15 protein-coding genes are annotated in these 14,007 nt (G+C 68.3%); 4 read left to right on the forward strand and 11 right to left on the reverse strand.

What is annotated here, in order from left to right:
- Window positions 1-147: 147 nt before the first annotated feature.
- From ABT367_RS06440 to ABT367_RS06450, 3 genes are all read right to left on the reverse strand, one after another.
- A complete protein-coding gene (locus ABT367_RS06440) occupies window positions 148-354 on the reverse strand; it encodes a hypothetical protein (protein WP_165330675.1) in 207 nt (68 codons plus the stop codon).
- 106 nt (window positions 355-460) lie between these two features.
- Complete coding sequence (locus ABT367_RS06445; protein ID WP_352250184.1) at window positions 461-1,360, reverse strand: DUF4394 domain-containing protein; 900 nt, start codon at window positions 1,358-1,360, stop codon at window positions 461-463.
- Window positions 1,361-1,544: 184 nt separating this feature from the next.
- A complete protein-coding gene (locus ABT367_RS06450; protein WP_352250186.1) occupies window positions 1,545-2,927 on the reverse strand; it encodes a glycine--tRNA ligase in 1,383 nt (460 codons plus the stop codon).
- A gap of 175 nt (window positions 2,928-3,102) precedes the next feature.
- On the opposite strand from ABT367_RS06450, the gene ABT367_RS06455 reads away from it, so the two are divergent.
- From ABT367_RS06455 to ABT367_RS06470, 4 genes are all read left to right on the forward strand, one after another.
- The gene (locus ABT367_RS06455) at window positions 3,103-4,131 is read left to right on the forward strand and encodes a metal ABC transporter substrate-binding protein (protein ID WP_352250188.1); all 1,029 of its coding nucleotides are present in this window, start codon (window positions 3,103-3,105) and stop codon (window positions 4,129-4,131) included.
- Between the two features lie 38 nt (window positions 4,132-4,169).
- Window positions 4,170-4,928, forward strand: coding sequence for a metal ABC transporter ATP-binding protein (locus ABT367_RS06460; protein ID WP_352250190.1), 759 nt, complete (start codon window positions 4,170-4,172; stop codon window positions 4,926-4,928).
- Between the two features lie 2 nt (window positions 4,929-4,930).
- Window positions 4,931-5,830 (forward strand): metal ABC transporter permease, encoded by a 900-nt coding sequence (locus tag ABT367_RS06465; protein WP_352250329.1) that lies wholly within the window; start codon window positions 4,931-4,933, stop codon window positions 5,828-5,830.
- Between the two features lie 94 nt (window positions 5,831-5,924).
- Complete coding sequence (locus ABT367_RS06470) at window positions 5,925-6,335, forward strand: Fur family transcriptional regulator (RefSeq protein ID WP_434975411.1); 411 nt, start codon at window positions 5,925-5,927, stop codon at window positions 6,333-6,335.
- A gap of 36 nt (window positions 6,336-6,371) precedes the next feature.
- Here the strand turns inward: ABT367_RS06470 and ABT367_RS06475 are convergent, their stop codons facing one another.
- The 8 genes from ABT367_RS06475 to ABT367_RS06510 all read right to left on the reverse strand — a co-directional run bounded on the left by ABT367_RS06475 (window position 6,372) and on the right by ABT367_RS06510 (window position 13,854).
- A complete protein-coding gene (locus ABT367_RS06475) occupies window positions 6,372-6,890 on the reverse strand; it encodes a YcxB family protein (protein WP_352250193.1) in 519 nt (172 codons plus the stop codon).
- Window positions 6,891-6,912: 22 nt separating this feature from the next.
- Entirely contained in the window at window positions 6,913-7,755 is an 843-nt protein-coding gene (locus tag ABT367_RS06480) for an isoprenyl transferase (RefSeq protein ID WP_352250195.1), read from the reverse strand.
- Window positions 7,756-7,851: 96 nt separating this feature from the next.
- On the reverse strand, window positions 7,852-8,601 hold the full coding sequence (recO, locus tag ABT367_RS06485) for a DNA repair protein RecO (RefSeq protein ID WP_352250197.1): 750 nt from the start codon (window positions 8,599-8,601) through the stop codon (window positions 7,852-7,854).
- A gap of 84 nt (window positions 8,602-8,685) precedes the next feature.
- Window positions 8,686-9,150: a hypothetical protein gene (locus ABT367_RS06490; protein WP_352250199.1), complete on the reverse strand. Its 465-nt coding sequence runs from the start codon at window positions 9,148-9,150 to the stop codon at window positions 8,686-8,688.
- 59 nt (window positions 9,151-9,209) lie between these two features.
- Window positions 9,210-10,652, reverse strand: a complete 1,443-nt coding sequence (locus ABT367_RS06495; protein ID WP_352250200.1) for a hypothetical protein — start codon at window positions 10,650-10,652, stop codon at window positions 9,210-9,212.
- Between the two features lie 65 nt (window positions 10,653-10,717).
- Window positions 10,718-11,074, reverse strand: coding sequence for a hypothetical protein (locus tag ABT367_RS06500; RefSeq protein WP_352250202.1), 357 nt, complete (start codon window positions 11,072-11,074; stop codon window positions 10,718-10,720).
- Between the two features lie 76 nt (window positions 11,075-11,150).
- Complete coding sequence (locus ABT367_RS06505; protein ID WP_352250204.1) at window positions 11,151-13,106, reverse strand: beta-galactosidase; 1,956 nt, start codon at window positions 13,104-13,106, stop codon at window positions 11,151-11,153.
- Window positions 13,107-13,134: 28 nt separating this feature from the next.
- Window positions 13,135-13,854, reverse strand: coding sequence for a FadR/GntR family transcriptional regulator (locus ABT367_RS06510; RefSeq protein WP_352250206.1), 720 nt, complete (start codon window positions 13,852-13,854; stop codon window positions 13,135-13,137).
- Window positions 13,855-14,007: the final 153 nt, after the last annotated feature.

The following is a 14,007-nucleotide window of genomic DNA, read 5'->3' on the forward strand; positions in this document are numbered from 1 at the left end:
GCCGGCGCCGAGCACGCCCGTCTCGCCGGGGACGCGTCGGACTCGCGGAACCTGCTCGCGAAGGCCGCGCGCTAGCCTTCCGTCCCGTACGGGTGCGGGCGGCCAGGTCTCATCGCCTGGCCGCCCACGCCCGTACCGCCGCGGACCTCAGCTGTCCGAGGGGTCCACCGTCGCCTGATGCTCCTCGGCCAGGTGCTCCTCGGCCTTGAGCCAGGGCAGGAACTGGGCGCTGCGACGCCAGCCGCAGGTACCGCACACGAGGACGCGCTGCACCCCCGACTTGCTGACCTGGACGGTGTGTTCACGGCCGTGCTGGTCCCAGCGGCTGACCTTGCTGGTGGTCATGGACGGCATCCGTGCCTCCTGGCACATCCGGCACTGAGGGCAATGAGCGCCGCCCAGTGTGCAGCATCCGCAACATCAACAGGGCCTGCCACAAGGGATGTTCACCAGTCGTTGCCTACGGGACCAACGGGAGTGCCAGGTCGACGGCCTGCCGCGCGCCCGGCAGACTCCCCAGCGAACTCGCCTGCCCCGTCAGCAGGTTGACGCGGAACACCTGGTTCCGGGTGACGGCGTACCCGGTGTTGGTCCCCGAGCCCTGCGAGCTGAGGATGTCGAAGCCCGAGACCGCGGGCGCGTCCACGCCGAGCTTGCCGGTCGGCGCCAGGTTGCCGTTGTTCGCCGGGGACTGGATCGCGATCTGGTCGGCGGTGGTGTCCAGATCGAAGAGGGTCGTCCCGGTCGCCGCGTCCAGGTCGTTGTTGGTGTACGCGGCCGCGGTCACCCCAAGTGCCGTGCCACCGGGCGGAGTCGGGTTGGTGAGGGTGCCGTCGACGGCGGTGGTCCCGGCGGCGGGCGCGCCGGCCGGGTCGTCGAGGTTGTGCCGCAGGTTCTGGCCTGTGTCGCTGATGACCCGGAGCCGGTTGGCGGCCGGGTTGAAGTCGACGCCGAAGTTCTCGCCCTGCGGCGCGACCGTGAGCTGGGAGACCTTCCGCGCCTTCGCGCCGATCTCGCGCAGGGTGTAGATCCCACCGCGGTCACCGACTCCGTAGAGCTTCTTGTCCTGGACGCGGTAGTCGATGCCGATCAGGGCCGTGTCGCCCTCGAGCCCGTCGACCTTCCCGAGCGTGACGGCCCCGCCGTGCCGGTCCGTACGGAAGGTGACCAGGCGCTGGTCGGCGGTGAGAGCGACGGCCCGCGGACCCGGGGCGCCGAGCGCCTGGACCGCGGTCTGCTTGCCGACGGCCGCACCGTCCGACGAGGACGGTGCGCCCCCGACCGCCCCCGCCCCGACCGCCCCGACGGTCCCGAGCGCGAGCCCGATGGTCATGATCCCGATGATGGTCTGCTTGCGCATGTACGCCCCCGTGGTCGAAGTACCCGTTGCCACCGACCGCCCCTGCGGTCCGCATACGGGTGCTTCGGAGCCGTACTCCCAAGGGATTGGCGCGAGTTGGGCCCGCAGACACGCCGGGCCCGAGAACACGGATACCCCCGGCCTCCTCGAAAGGGCGCCGGGGGTATCCGTACGAGCGAAAGGGTCAGCAGCCGACCAGGCGCTGGGCCAGGTAGCCCTCGATCTGGTCGAGCGAGACGCGCTCCTGCTTCATCGAGTCGCGCTCGCGCACGGTGACCGCGTTGTCGTCGAGGGTGTCGAAGTCGACGGTGACGCAGTACGGCGTACCGATCTCGTCCTGACGGCGGTAGCGGCGGCCGATGGCGCCGGCGTCGTCGAAGTCGATGTTCCAGTTGGCGCGCAGCGCCTGCGCCAGGCCCTTGGCCTTCGGCGACAGCTCCGCGTTGCGGGACAGCGGCAGGACGGCGACCTTCACCGGGGCGATGCGGTGGTCGAAGCGCATGACCGTGCGCTTCTCCATCTTGCCCTTGGCGTTGGGCGCCTCGTCCTCGACGAAGGCGTCGAGCATGAAGGCCAGCATGGTGCGGCCGACACCCGCCGCGGGCTCGATGACATACGGGGTGTACTTCTCGCCGGCCTCCTGGTCGAAGTAGACCAGGTCCTGGCCGGAGGCCTTGGAGTGCGCGGAGAGGTCGAAGTCCGTGCGGTTGGCGACACCCTCGAGCTCGCCCCACTCGGAGCCGCCGAACTGGAAGCGGTACTCGATGTCAGCGGTGCGCTTGGAGTAGTGGGAGAGCTTCTCCTGCGGGTGCTCGTACCACCGCATGTTCTCCTCGCGCAGGCCGAGACCGGTGTACCAGTTCCAGCGCTGCTCCATCCAGAACTCCTGCCACTTCTCGTCCTCGCCCGGCTTGACGAAGAACTCCATCTCCATCTGCTCGAACTCGCGGGTGCGGAAGATGAAGTTGCCGGGCGTGATCTCGTTGCGGAAGGACTTGCCCATCTGCGCGATGCCGAACGGCGGCTTCTTGCGCGCGGTGGTCTGCACCTGGGCGAAGTTGGTGAAGATGCCCTGCGCGGTCTCCGGGCGCAGGTACGCGATGGAGCCGCTGTCCTGGGTCGGGCCGAGGTGCGTGGAGAGCAGACCCGAGAACTGCTTGGGCTCGGTGAACTGGCCCTTGGTGCCGCAGTTGGGGCAGTTGATGTCCGCGAGACCGTTCTCCGGGGCGCGGCCCTTCTTCTCCTCGTACGCCTCTTCGAGGTGGTCCGCGCGGTAGCGCTTGTGGCAGGAGGTGCACTCGGTGAGCGGGTCGGAGAAGGTGGCGACGTGACCGGAGGCCTCCCAGACCTCGCTCGCCAGGATCACCGAGGAGTCGATACCGACCACGTCCTCGCGGGAGGTGACCATGTAGCGCCACCACTGGCGCTTGATGTTCTCCTTGAGCTCGACGCCCAGGTGCCCGTAGTCCCAGGCGGCCTTCTGGCCACCGTAGATCTCACTGCAGGGGAAAACGAAGCCACGGCGCTTGCTCAGGCTGACGATGGTGTCGATCTTGTCGGCGGCCACGGTGCTCTCTTCAGTACGACGGCGAAGAGCGCGCTGGATACGCGCTCCGGGAGCGAATGCTTCAGGTTACCGGCGGCTCCCACCCCCGGATCAAATCGGTTCGGGGGGCATTTCCGCACGCAAGGGACCTTCGGCTTGTTGACAATCGTTTCCAGTTTTGTTGAAAATGAGTGTCATGAACGTACGACGCCCCTCCCGTCTGATATCCACTGCCGCGATCGCCGGCGCCACCAGCGCCGCCCTGCTCGCGCTCTCCGCCTGCGGCAGCTCGAACGCGGCCGACGGCAAGAGCAACGGAAAGCTCGACGTGGTGGCGTCGTTCTACCCGATGCAGTACCTCGCCGAGCAGATCGGCGGCGAGCACGTGAACGTGGACACGCTGACCAAGCCGGGCGTCGAGCCGCACGACCTCGAGCTCAGCCCGAAGCAGACCGTCGAGCTCGGCAACGCCGACATGATCCTGTACCTGAAGGATCTGCAGCCCGCCGTCGACAAGGCCATCGGCCAGTCCGGCGTGAAGACCGTCGTCGACGCCGCCACCCTCACCAAGCTGGAGGCGCACGGCTCCTCCGAGGACCATGAGGGCCACGACCACGGCGGCGAAGAGGGCCACGAGGGCGAGGCCGGTCACGAAGGCGAGGAAGGCCACGCGGAAGAGGGCCACTCGCACGAGACCGAGGCCGGCGAGGACCCGCACATCTGGCTCGACCCCGTGAAGTACGGCGAGGTCGCCAAGGGCGTCGGCGACGCGCTCGCCAAGGCGGACCCGGACCACGCGGCCGACTACAAGAAGAACACCGAAGAGCTGGTCGGCAAGCTCGACGCCCTGAACAAGGACTTCGCGGACGGTCTGAAGAACACCGAGACCAAGACCTTCATCACCACGCACGCCGCCTTCGGCTACCTCGCCGAGCGCTACGGCCTGGACCAGGAGGCCATCTCCGGTCTGAGCCCCGAGGCCGAGCCCAGCCCGGCGCGGATCAAGGAGCTGCAGGAGACCGCCGAGCACGACAAGGTGTCGACGATCTTCTTCGAGACCCTCGCCAGCGACAAGACGGCGAAGACCCTCGCGAAGGACACCGGCCTGAAGACCGACGTCCTCGACCCGCTCGAGGGAATTACCGACAAGTCCAAGGGCGCTGACTACCTCGAGGTCATGCAGTCCAACCTCACCGCGCTGAAGTCCGCGCTCGGCGCCAAGTAAGTCACGTACCCATGCAAGGACCGGAGGCGCGAGCAGCCATGGATCCCGTCATATCCCTGCGCGAGGCCCAGGCCACGCTCGGCTCGCGCCCCGTGCTGCGCGGGATCGACCTCACCGTGCACCGCGGTGAGGTCGTCGCGCTGCTCGGCGCCAACGGCTCGGGCAAGTCCACGGCCGTACGCTCCGTCATCGGGCAGGTGCCCCTGACGGGCGGCTCGGTCGAGCTGTTCGGCAAGCCGCTCAAGCGCTTCAAGGACTGGGGCCGGGTCGGCTACGTACCGCAGCGCACCACCGCCTCGTCGGGCGTGCCGGCCACGGTGCGCGAGGTCGTCGCGTCGGGCCGCCTCTCCCGTACGAAGTTCGGGCTGCCCTCGAAGGCGGACCGGGCCGCCATCGACGGGGCCATCGAGCTCGTCGGGCTCGCCGACCGCGCCAAGGACTCGGTGAACGCGCTCTCCGGCGGCCAGCACCAGCGCGTTCTGATCGCCCGGGCGCTCGCCGCCGACCCCGAGCTGCTGATCATGGACGAGCCGATGGCCGGGGTGGACATCGCCAGCCAGGAGATCCTCGCGACGACCCTGCGCGCCCAGGTCGAGCGCGGTGCGACCGTACTGCTCGTCCTGCATGAACTCGGCCCCCTGGAGCCGCTGATCGACCGCGCGGTGGTGCTGCGCGACGGCTGCTGCGTCCACGACGGGCCGCCCCCGAAGGCCGTCGGCCAGCATGCGCTGCCCGGCCATGACCACGTACATCCGCACTCGGCGAACGAGCCGATCCGCACGGGACTGCTGACCTGATGATGGAACTCCTCCAGAACCCCTTCATGCAGCGCGCGCTGATCGCCGCGGTGCTCGTCGGCATCACCGCGCCCGCGATCGGCATCTACCTGGTGCAGCGCCGTCAGGCCCTCATGGGCGACGGCATCGGCCACGTGGCGATGACCGGCGTCGGCCTCGGCTTCCTGCTCTCGACCAACCCGATCTGGATGGCGACGCTGGTCTCCATCGTCGGCGCCGTCGTCATGGAGCTCATCCGCTGGTACGGCAAGACGCGCGGCGACATCGCCCTGGCCATGCTGTTCTACGGCGGTATGGCGGGCGGTGTGATGCTGATCAACCTGTCCGACGCGGGCTCCAACGCCAACCTCACGTCGTTCCTCTTCGGCTCGCTGTCCTCCGTGTCCGACGCGGATGTGACGGCGATCGTGCTGCTCGCCGCCTTCGTCGTCCTGGTGACGGTGGGCTTGCGGCGCCAGCTGTTCGCGATCAGCCAGGACGAGGAGTTCGCCCGGGTCACGGGCCTTCCCGTACGTGTCCTGAACCTGCTGATCGCGGTGACCGCCGCGGTGACCGTGACGGTCGCGATGCGTGTCGTCGGTCTGCTCCTGGTCAGCGCCCTGATGGTGGTGCCGGTCGCGGCGGCCCAGCAGATCACCCGCTCGTTCAAGGTGACGTTCGTGCTCGCGGTGGCGATCGGTACGGCCGTGACGCTCTCCGGAACCGTCACGTCCTACTACCAGGACGTACCGCCGGGCGCGACGATCGTCCTGATGGCGATCGGTGTCTTCGTCGTCCTGACGGCGCTCGCGACACCCCTCGCGCGGCGCCGGGCCCGTGCGCTGCAGGCCGCGGAGGAGGCGGAGGCCGCGTGCACGCTGCGGGTGCCCGAGGCCCGTGCCGGCGACGAGGTCAGGGTCTGAAACGAGCCGCGGGCCGGACCCCGTCACGTAAGGCATGCCTTAGGTGACGGAACAACCTGGCACAATGGCCCGGAGCATTCGTGAGGAGGCCCCTGTGACAGCGCCCGTACGCGGCCGGTCGACCCGGCAGCGCGCCGCCGTGGCGGCGGCTCTCGACGAGGTGGACGAGTTCCGCAGCGCGCAGGACCTCCACGACATGCTGAAGCATCGTGGTGAGTCCGTGGGCCTGACCACGGTCTACCGCACGCTGCAGTCCCTCGCCGACGCCGGCGAGGTGGACGTGCTGCGCACCGGCGACGGCGAGTCCGTCTACCGCCGCTGCTCGACCGGCGACCACCACCACCACTTGGTCTGCCGCGTCTGCGGCAAGGCGGTCGAGGTCGAGGGCCCCGCGGTGGAGAAGTGGGCCGAGGCGATCGCCTCGGAACACGGCTTCGTGAACGTGGCCCACACGGTGGAGATCTTCGGCACGTGCGCGGAGTGCGCGGCGGCGGCGAAGGGCTGACGCGCGACGCCGGGTTCGGGTTCGGGTGAGTCCCGGTCACACGCGGGTGCTGTGCCGGTCGAGCAGTGCGCGGACCCGGTCCGCGTCGTGGGGTGCCGCGAGGGCCCGCTTGGGGAGGACCTCCACGCACAGGATGTTGCGGTCGCGGCTGAGCAGAACGAAGTGGTCGCGGGTCTCGCGGTAGCCGCGGAACGTCGTCCAGAACTGGGTCAGCACACAGTGGTCGGACGCCGTCGTGATGCCGTCGGCCGAGACCGCGGTGCGGTATTCGCCCTGCCACTGCACGGTGCGGATCACCTGGTGGGCCTGCAGATGCGGGAGGGACCAGACCAGGCCCGCGCAGAGGAACGAGAGACCGGCGGAGAAGGCCGAGGACTCGTACGCGACCAGCGTCCACACCCCCAGGGCCGCGAACAGCAGCGCGAAGCCCCATCGCACGAAGCCGAGCCCGCGCTTGCGCTCCCGCACCGCGATGCCCGCCACTATGTCCCCGTGCCGTGGCCGATACGCCAACTCCACGGCACCGACTGCCGCGTCCCGCCCCTGATCAGTCATGGGCGGGACCTTAGCGTGCGGCTCAGCCGAGGGGCTTGCCGCTCTCCAGCGAAAGGAGCACCTCGTTGGGCGTCGCACCCCCGAACCGCCGGTCACGCGAGGCGTATTCGACGCAGGCGCGCCACAGGTCGCGGCGGTCGAAGTCGGGCCACAGGACGTCCTGGAAGACCATCTCGGCGTAAGCGGACTGCCAGAGCAGGTAGTTGGACGTGCGCTGCTCGCCGCTCGGGCGCAGGAAGAGGTCCACGTCCGGCATGTCCGGGTAGTAGAGGTACTTCGCGAAGGTCTTCTCATTGACCTTCGACGGGTCGAGGCGGCCCGAGCGGATGTCCTCGGCCAGCGCCTGCGCCGCGTCCGCGATCTCCGCGCGGCCCCCGTAGTTCATGCAGAAGTAGAGCGTCAGCTTGTCGTTGTCGACCGTCTGCTCCTGGGAGATCTCCAGCTCCTTGGCGACCGACTTCCACAGCTTCGGCATCCGGCCGACCCACCGCACCCGTACGCCCAACTCGTCGAGCTGGTCACGGGTCTTGCGGATGAAGTCCCGGTTGAAGTTCATCAGGAAGCGGACCTCGTCGGGCGAGCGCTTCCAGTTCTCCGTCGAGAAGGCGTACAGGGAGATGCTGCCGACGCCCAGCTCGATCGCGCCCTGGAGCACGTCGAGCACACGCTCCGCACCGACCTTGTGGCCCTCGGTGCGCGGCAGCCCGCGCTCCTTGGCCCAGCGGCCGTTGCCGTCCATGACGATCGCCACATGGTTCGGGACCAGCTCACCGGGCAGCTTCGGCGGCCGCGCGCCCGACGGATGCGGTTCGGGCGTGACGTACTCGCGACGGCTGCTCCGGCCCAGGATCCCGCGTCGTGCCATGTGCTTCTCGCTCCCCTAGCTCTTTCCCTGAGCTGCTCACTCAGCAGCTCTTTCCATGAGCGGCTCTCTCAGCAGCTCTTTCCCTGAGCGGCTCTCTCAGCTTTTCTCTACGTACCGCAGCGAGCGCAGTCCGCGCTCCATGTGCCAGTGCAGATAGGCCGACACCAGGCCGCTGCCCTCCCTGACATGCCTCGCCTCACTGGCGTCCGCCGTCTCCCAGTCTCCGGTGAGCAGCGCGCCGAGCAGGGCGATGGCCTCCGCAGACGGTACGACACTTCCCGGTACGCGGCACTCCGCGCAGACGACGCCGCCGGCGCCGACGGAGAAGAAACGGTTGGGTCCCGGCATTCCGCACTTCGCGCAGTTGTCGAAGCTCGGCGCATAGCCGTTGACGGCGAGGGAGCGGAGCAGGAACGCGTCGAGGATCAGGTTCGGCGCATGCTCGCCCGCGGCGAGGGTGCGCAGGCCGCCGACCAGGAGCAGGTACTGCTGGACGGCCGGTTCGCCCTCGTGGTCCGTGAACCGTTCCGCCGTCTCCAGCATCGCGGTCCCCGCGGTGTAGCGGGCGTAGTCGGTGACGATTCCGCCACCGTACGGAGCGATGGTCTCACTCTGTGTACACAACGGCAGTCCGCGGCCGATGAGTTCGCTGCCGCGCGCGAAGAACTGCACGTCGACATGCGAGAACGGTTCGAGCCGGGCACCGAACTTGGACTTGGTACGGCGGACCCCGCGGGCCACGGCCCGTACGCGCCCGTGGCTGCGGGTGAGCAGCGTGATGATGCGGTCGGCCTCACCCAGCTTCTGGGTGCGCAGCACGACGCCGTCATCACGGAACAGACTCATGGGTTCATTGTCGCTTACGGAGTGGGCTCTCAGGTCAGGTGTTCGCGCTCTGGGTACGCGGACACGAGCGGGGAGTCTCCGGGGCTAGAACGCCTGCAGGTAGACGCGAGCCTTGTCGTGAGGCATCGGCTCGACGTAGATCTCGATCCATTGCAGATCACTCCTGGAGGAGTCGTTCACGCACGGCGGACACACCCCGGCCCAACGGACGTTGTCCAGCGATTCGGGTGCCGCAAGGTCGAGGTGCTCGAACAGCGCCCCGGACGCGCTCCCCTTTCGCTCACCGGTCAACGGGTCCTCGGCGTTGAGGGATTCAGCTGTCCTCTCCGCCTGCTCCTCGTCCGTCACGAACGTCAGGAGGTACTGGTCCTCCTGGGGATTGACGCGGACGGCGCCTTTCACCTGCACAGCCTGCGGCGGGATCCTCACGTGCATCGCCTCCGCGACCTCCCCGCTGCGCACGCTCTCCTTCCAGTGCGACGGCGAAGTCCGCTGCGCCGGCGAGTCGCCGCCGGAGTCCACCGCGCAGGCCGAGAGCGCCATGGCCATGAGAAGAGCGGCACCTGACGCGCGCACCCGGTTGAGCCCGCTGCGGCTACACCGGCAGGTCATCGGTTCTTCTCTTCTCCGCGCGACACATCGGTCCGCGTGCCATCACGCCCCTGATCCCCCGGGTCACCGGAGGGAGGCGTCGCGGCGTCCAGGTCGTACGACAACGCAGAGCTGCTTCCTCGCATGTCGAACTCCTGAGCAAAGCCGACCTTGTGCAGGCGTGCCATGTCTTCGTCTTCGATCTTGATGCCCAGGGGGAATTCGGTGCTCTTGTCCTTGTCCCAGTTGTAGCGGTCCCAGACATTGACCTGATAGTCGAGCGAAACCTTGGGTTCACCGTCCCCATTCGGTGTGACCGTCACCACTCCCGAGACGTTCTGCTGATGACCGCCGACCGCATGGAACCATTCCCCTTCCTTCAATACGTAATTACCGACCGCACTGCTCTCCACCGGAATCGCGACGGGAGTCTCTCCCCCCGCCCTGTTGTACTCATCAAGCGCCTGCTGTCGCCACTCGGCCTGATTGCTGGTGATGTGCGTGTGCACCATGTCATCCCGGTAGGACGACTCGTCGTGGAGCATCCTGTCGACGTCGAGTTCCAGCGGTTCACCTGTGGCTCTCAGGTAGTGCTCCATATTGCGGGATGCCCCGATCTCTCCCGTGACATCGCCGCCTGCAGCCAATCCCTGGGCCACGCTCAGTATCCAGAGGTCCTTGGGAGTCGGCTTCTCGGAGTTGAACTCACCCGCGCCCGGATCGGCAGGGCGCCACTGATAGTGAGGATCCATGATGCCTGCCTCTTTCAGCTCGTCGGCCTTCTCTTTCAGAAGGATCCCGCGAGTGGCCGGCTCCAGGCTTCGCCACCATTCCGCAACCTTCACCCTCTCCTTGGGGATGTCGGCGGCCTTGCCCGCCTCCTCCAACGAGGGGTACGGGCTCTCCTGCGGATCTCGGTTGAATCCGCCAAGAGTTCCATCCTGGAAGTCCCGGTCGATGACCACGGCTTCCAGGGCGAGCTTCATGCCTTCGTCGGCATCGGCGATCGCCTTGACCGCTGCCACGATGGCTTCGTTCCACTCGCCCACCGCCTGCCGGACCGAGGCCTGGTAGTCCGGGTCGTGGTGGTACGCGTTGCGGGTCGCCGTATCGAGGCGGGCGGTATCGAAGGACACGTGTCCCTGTTCCGACACCGTCATACCTGCCTTGATGGCGTCCGCTCCGACGGACTTGAGTTTGCTGCGCAGTTCGGTGAACTGGCTGTGCCCGTCGCGCAACAGGGCGGCGATTGCCTTGGCTTCCTTTTGAGCCCCCTGATACTCGCGCAGCGTGACCTTGAAGCGGTCGTTCGCGGCGGTGGCGGCAAAGCCCTGCCAGGTCTGGCCGAGGGAGATCTTTGCGACGTCCCGCTCATAGGCGGTTTCGAGCTTCTTGAACTCACCTGCCATGTCGTCCCACTTGTCCGCAGCGCTGGTGAGCGCGGACAAGTCGGTGGTCAACGCTTCGTGGTACGTCGGCACGTCGTCTTCCCCCGTGGAAGTCGTCGAAGTCTTTGCGCTGGCTGTCAGAGGTGGTCAAGGTTGGAGGACTGACGGACCCGGACCCCGATGCCGATGTCGTTGTTCTGGAACAGGATCGACGTGTTGCGCAGCGCACCCTTGTCCGCACCGAGGCGGTTCATCAGCGCCTTGACCTGCCTCTCCCACGTGCTGTGGGCCTTCTTCAAAGCACCGGATGTATCCCAGCCGCTGAACTCCTTGACCGCGGCGTCGGTCTTCTCCTCGGCGTCGTTGCCGGCCTTCTTGGTGTCCGGTTCAAGATGCTGCTCGATCGCGTTCGCGGCGGCCTTCTTCTCGGCCGGCGTGGACGCCAGGTCCGCCGCACCTCCACCCACCGGTGGCACCGGCTCATCGCGGGTCATGGCCCTCTCCCCTCGCCAGTCGGTCACACTAGCGATCTCCACCGACAGCGCAACCTACGCGCTTCCCCGCTCCCCGTCAGTGGCCTCCGCGTACCTCGACCGCCCCCGACCCGTAGTCGTACACCACATGCACCCGCGTCCCATCCGCAGCGATACGGGTGCGGGCCTGGGCGCCCTGGGGCAGGTCGGGGAGGGGCGGGGCGATGGCCGTTTCCGTGCGGATGCGGTCCATCAGCGCGCGCAGGGTCGCCGGGTCCGGGGTCGTTGCCAGGTACCACGCCGTGCCCGCGCCGTACGCGTGGCGGGTCACCGCGGGTCGGCCGTCCGTGAAGGTCTCGACGGTCCGGGCTCCTTCCAGGATCACGTCTTCGGACCACAACTCGCCCGTCCCCGTGGACAGTTCGATCCGTTCGCCCTCCGCGAGCGGGTCGAACTCATCGACGTGCAGGCCGAGTACCTCCCGCAGCGGGGCCGGGTAGCCGCCGAGATACACGCGGTCGTGTTCGTCGGTGATGCCGGAGAAGTAGGTGACGAGCGCCGTGCCGCCGTTGCGTACGAAGGTGGTGATGCGGTCGGCGGTCTCGGCCGACAGGGAGTACAGGTGCGGGACGAGCAGCAGCTTGTACGGGGAGAAGTCGCCATCCGCCGGGACCACGTCGCAGGCCACCGAGGCGTCGTAGAGGGGCTTGTGCAGGGACCGGGCGCCCTCCAGGAGGCGGACGTCCGCGCTCGGGTGCGCCTCCTGTTCCAGGGCCCACCAGTTGGGCCAGTCCAGGAGCAGAGCCGCCTCGGCCCGCTCCGGGCGCGAACCCAACAGGGCCGGGTGCGCGGCCAGTTCGGCGCCGAGCGAGCCGACCTCGCGGAAGATCCGGGTGTCGCGGCCGCCGTGCGGCACCATCGCCGAGTGGAACTTCTCGGCGCCGCCGCGCGAGGCGCGCCACTGGAAGAACAGGACGGAGTCCGCGCCGTGCGCCACCGCCTGCCAGGAGTCCAGGCGCATCCGGCCGGCCGGCTTGCGGCCGTTGCGGCGGCGCCAGTTGACCGCCGAGGGGGCCTGCTCCATGAGCAGCCAGGGGTCGCCGTTCTTCAGGCCGCGCATCACGTCGTAGTTGAAGGCCGTCTCGTGGGCGGCGGCCGCGTCGTGCGGGTCCGGATACGAGTCGTACGAGACCACATCCATCTCGCGGGCCCAGCGGAAGAGGTCGAGGGTGGGCGCGAGGGGCACGAAGTTGGTGGTGACGGGGATGCCCGGGGTGAGGCGGTCGAGGACTTCCTTCTCGGCGAGGTAGCAGGCGAGCAGTTCGTCGCTGGAGAAGCGGCGGTAGTCGAGCTGCTGTGCCGGATTGCGGAAGGAGGGGGCGGTGCGCGGGGTGTGGATCTCGTCGAAGGTGGAGTAGCGCTGGGACCAGAAGGTGGTCGACCAGGCTTCGTTGAGGGCCTCGACGGTCCCGTACCGCTGCCGCAGCCACGTACGGAACGCGGCCGTGGAGACCTCGCAGTGGCAGTGGCGGGAGATGTGGCAGCCGTACTCGTTGCCGATGTGCCACAGCGCGAGGGCCGGGTGGTGCGCATAGCGCTTGGCGAGCTGTTCGACCAGGCGGACCGCGTACGTGCGGAAGACCGGGCTCGACGGGCACCAGTGCTGGCGGGAGCCCGGGTACAGACGAGTGCCGTCCTCCATGACGGGGAGGGTCTCCGGGTGCAGGCGGGCGAGCCAGGGCGGCGGGGACGCGGTCATCGTGGCGAGGCAGACGGCGACGCCGTCCTCGGCGAGCCGGTCGAGGTGGCCGTCGAGCCAGTCGAAGTCGTACTGGCCGGGCTCGGGTTCGGCCCGGGCCCAGGAGAAGATCCCGACGGTCGCGAGGTTCACCCCGGCCTCGCGCATCAGCTCGCTGTCCTCGGCGTGCACCTCGGGGCCCCACTGCTCGGGGTTGTAGTCACCTCCGTACGCGAGTGAGCCGAGCTTGCCGCGGAAGTGCGATATGCGGTCCGCGTCGGATACGCGGTTCACATCGGCCGTGCGGTCCGTCACCAGAACTCCAAGTCATCGATGAGCAGCATTACTTGACCCCGAGCGTCCCCTGCCACGCCCGCGCCTCGATCCCGCGGAAGTGGTCCGCCATCGCACGCTGGGCGTGGGTCACGTCCCGTGCGCGCAGCGCCGTGAGGATCTCGCGGTGGCGGCGGGCCGTGACGGCGGGTGCGGGGTCGCGGGCCCAGCCGCGGACACCGGCGACGCGGTGGAAGACGTTCCAGAAGGCGGCCAGGAGCTGGGGCACCAGTTCGTTGCCGAGGGAGACGTAGAGCGCCTCGTGGAACTCGCGGTCGATCTCGGGAAAGGGTTCGCCCGCGCGGCCCTTCTCCTCCATCCGCTCGATGATCGCTTCGAGGCCGTCGAGTTCGGTGTCCTCGAGGGTCTCGGCGACACGGCGGATGAGACCCTCCTCGAGCACCTCCCTGACCTGGAGGATCTCCCCCAGGGCATGGGTGTCGTCGTCGACCTGGGAGAGCGTGCGGAAAGTGAGGCCGTCGACGAGCGGGGTCAGCGAGGCCTGGCCGACATAGGTGCCGTAGCCGTGTCTGATCTCCACGATGTCCAGGGCCTGCAGCGCCTTGAGCGCCTCGCGTACGGAGTTGCGGCTCACGCCGAGCGAATCCATCAGCTCGGACTCGGTCGGCAGCGGCGACCCCGGGCGCAGCCGGCGGTCGAGTATCAACTGCATGATCTCGCGCCGGATCTGGCCCCCGACTCGGCGGCGGCCCACAAGGTCCTCGGACATGGCGGACAGGTTAGACCCGTAAGACATCCCACGTCCCACCTCAAGTGTGAACTTTCTTGAGAATCAAAGAAATTGCAGGTCAGACGCCATGCGCCACCTTCGATAGATGTCTAGACCTCTGAACAATGCCGGAATCGTCCCGGCGATCCGGGC

Origin of the sequence: Streptomyces mesophilus, from assembly GCF_040300965.1 — a bacterium.
GTDB lineage: Bacteria > Actinomycetota > Actinomycetes > Streptomycetales > Streptomycetaceae > Streptomyces > Streptomyces mesophilus_A.

Coding starts and splice junctions, on each gene's coding strand:
- ABT367_RS06490 (WP_352250199.1), bottom strand. CDS start 9,150: ATGGCCATGGCGCTCTCGGCCTGCGCGGTGGACTCCGGCGGCGACTCG.
- ABT367_RS06510 (WP_352250206.1), bottom strand. CDS start 13,854: ATGTCCGAGGACCTTGTGGGCCGCCGCCGAGTCGGGGGCCAGATCCGG.
- recO (WP_352250197.1), bottom strand. CDS start 8,601: ATGAGTCTGTTCCGTGATGACGGCGTCGTGCTGCGCACCCAGAAGCTG.
- ABT367_RS06460 (WP_352250190.1), top strand. CDS start 4,170: ATGGATCCCGTCATATCCCTGCGCGAGGCCCAGGCCACGCTCGGCTCG.
- ABT367_RS06455 (WP_352250188.1), top strand. CDS start 3,103: ATGAACGTACGACGCCCCTCCCGTCTGATATCCACTGCCGCGATCGCC.
- ABT367_RS06465 (WP_352250329.1), top strand. CDS start 4,931: ATGGAACTCCTCCAGAACCCCTTCATGCAGCGCGCGCTGATCGCCGCG.
- ABT367_RS06440 (WP_165330675.1), bottom strand. CDS start 354: ATGCCGTCCATGACCACCAGCAAGGTCAGCCGCTGGGACCAGCACGGC.
- ABT367_RS06500 (WP_352250202.1), bottom strand. CDS start 11,074: ATGACCCGCGATGAGCCGGTGCCACCGGTGGGTGGAGGTGCGGCGGAC.
- ABT367_RS06445 (WP_352250184.1), bottom strand. CDS start 1,360: ATGCGCAAGCAGACCATCATCGGGATCATGACCATCGGGCTCGCGCTC.
- ABT367_RS06480 (WP_352250195.1), bottom strand. CDS start 7,755: ATGGCACGACGCGGGATCCTGGGCCGGAGCAGCCGTCGCGAGTACGTC.
- ABT367_RS06475 (WP_352250193.1), bottom strand. CDS start 6,890: ATGACTGATCAGGGGCGGGACGCGGCAGTCGGTGCCGTGGAGTTGGCG.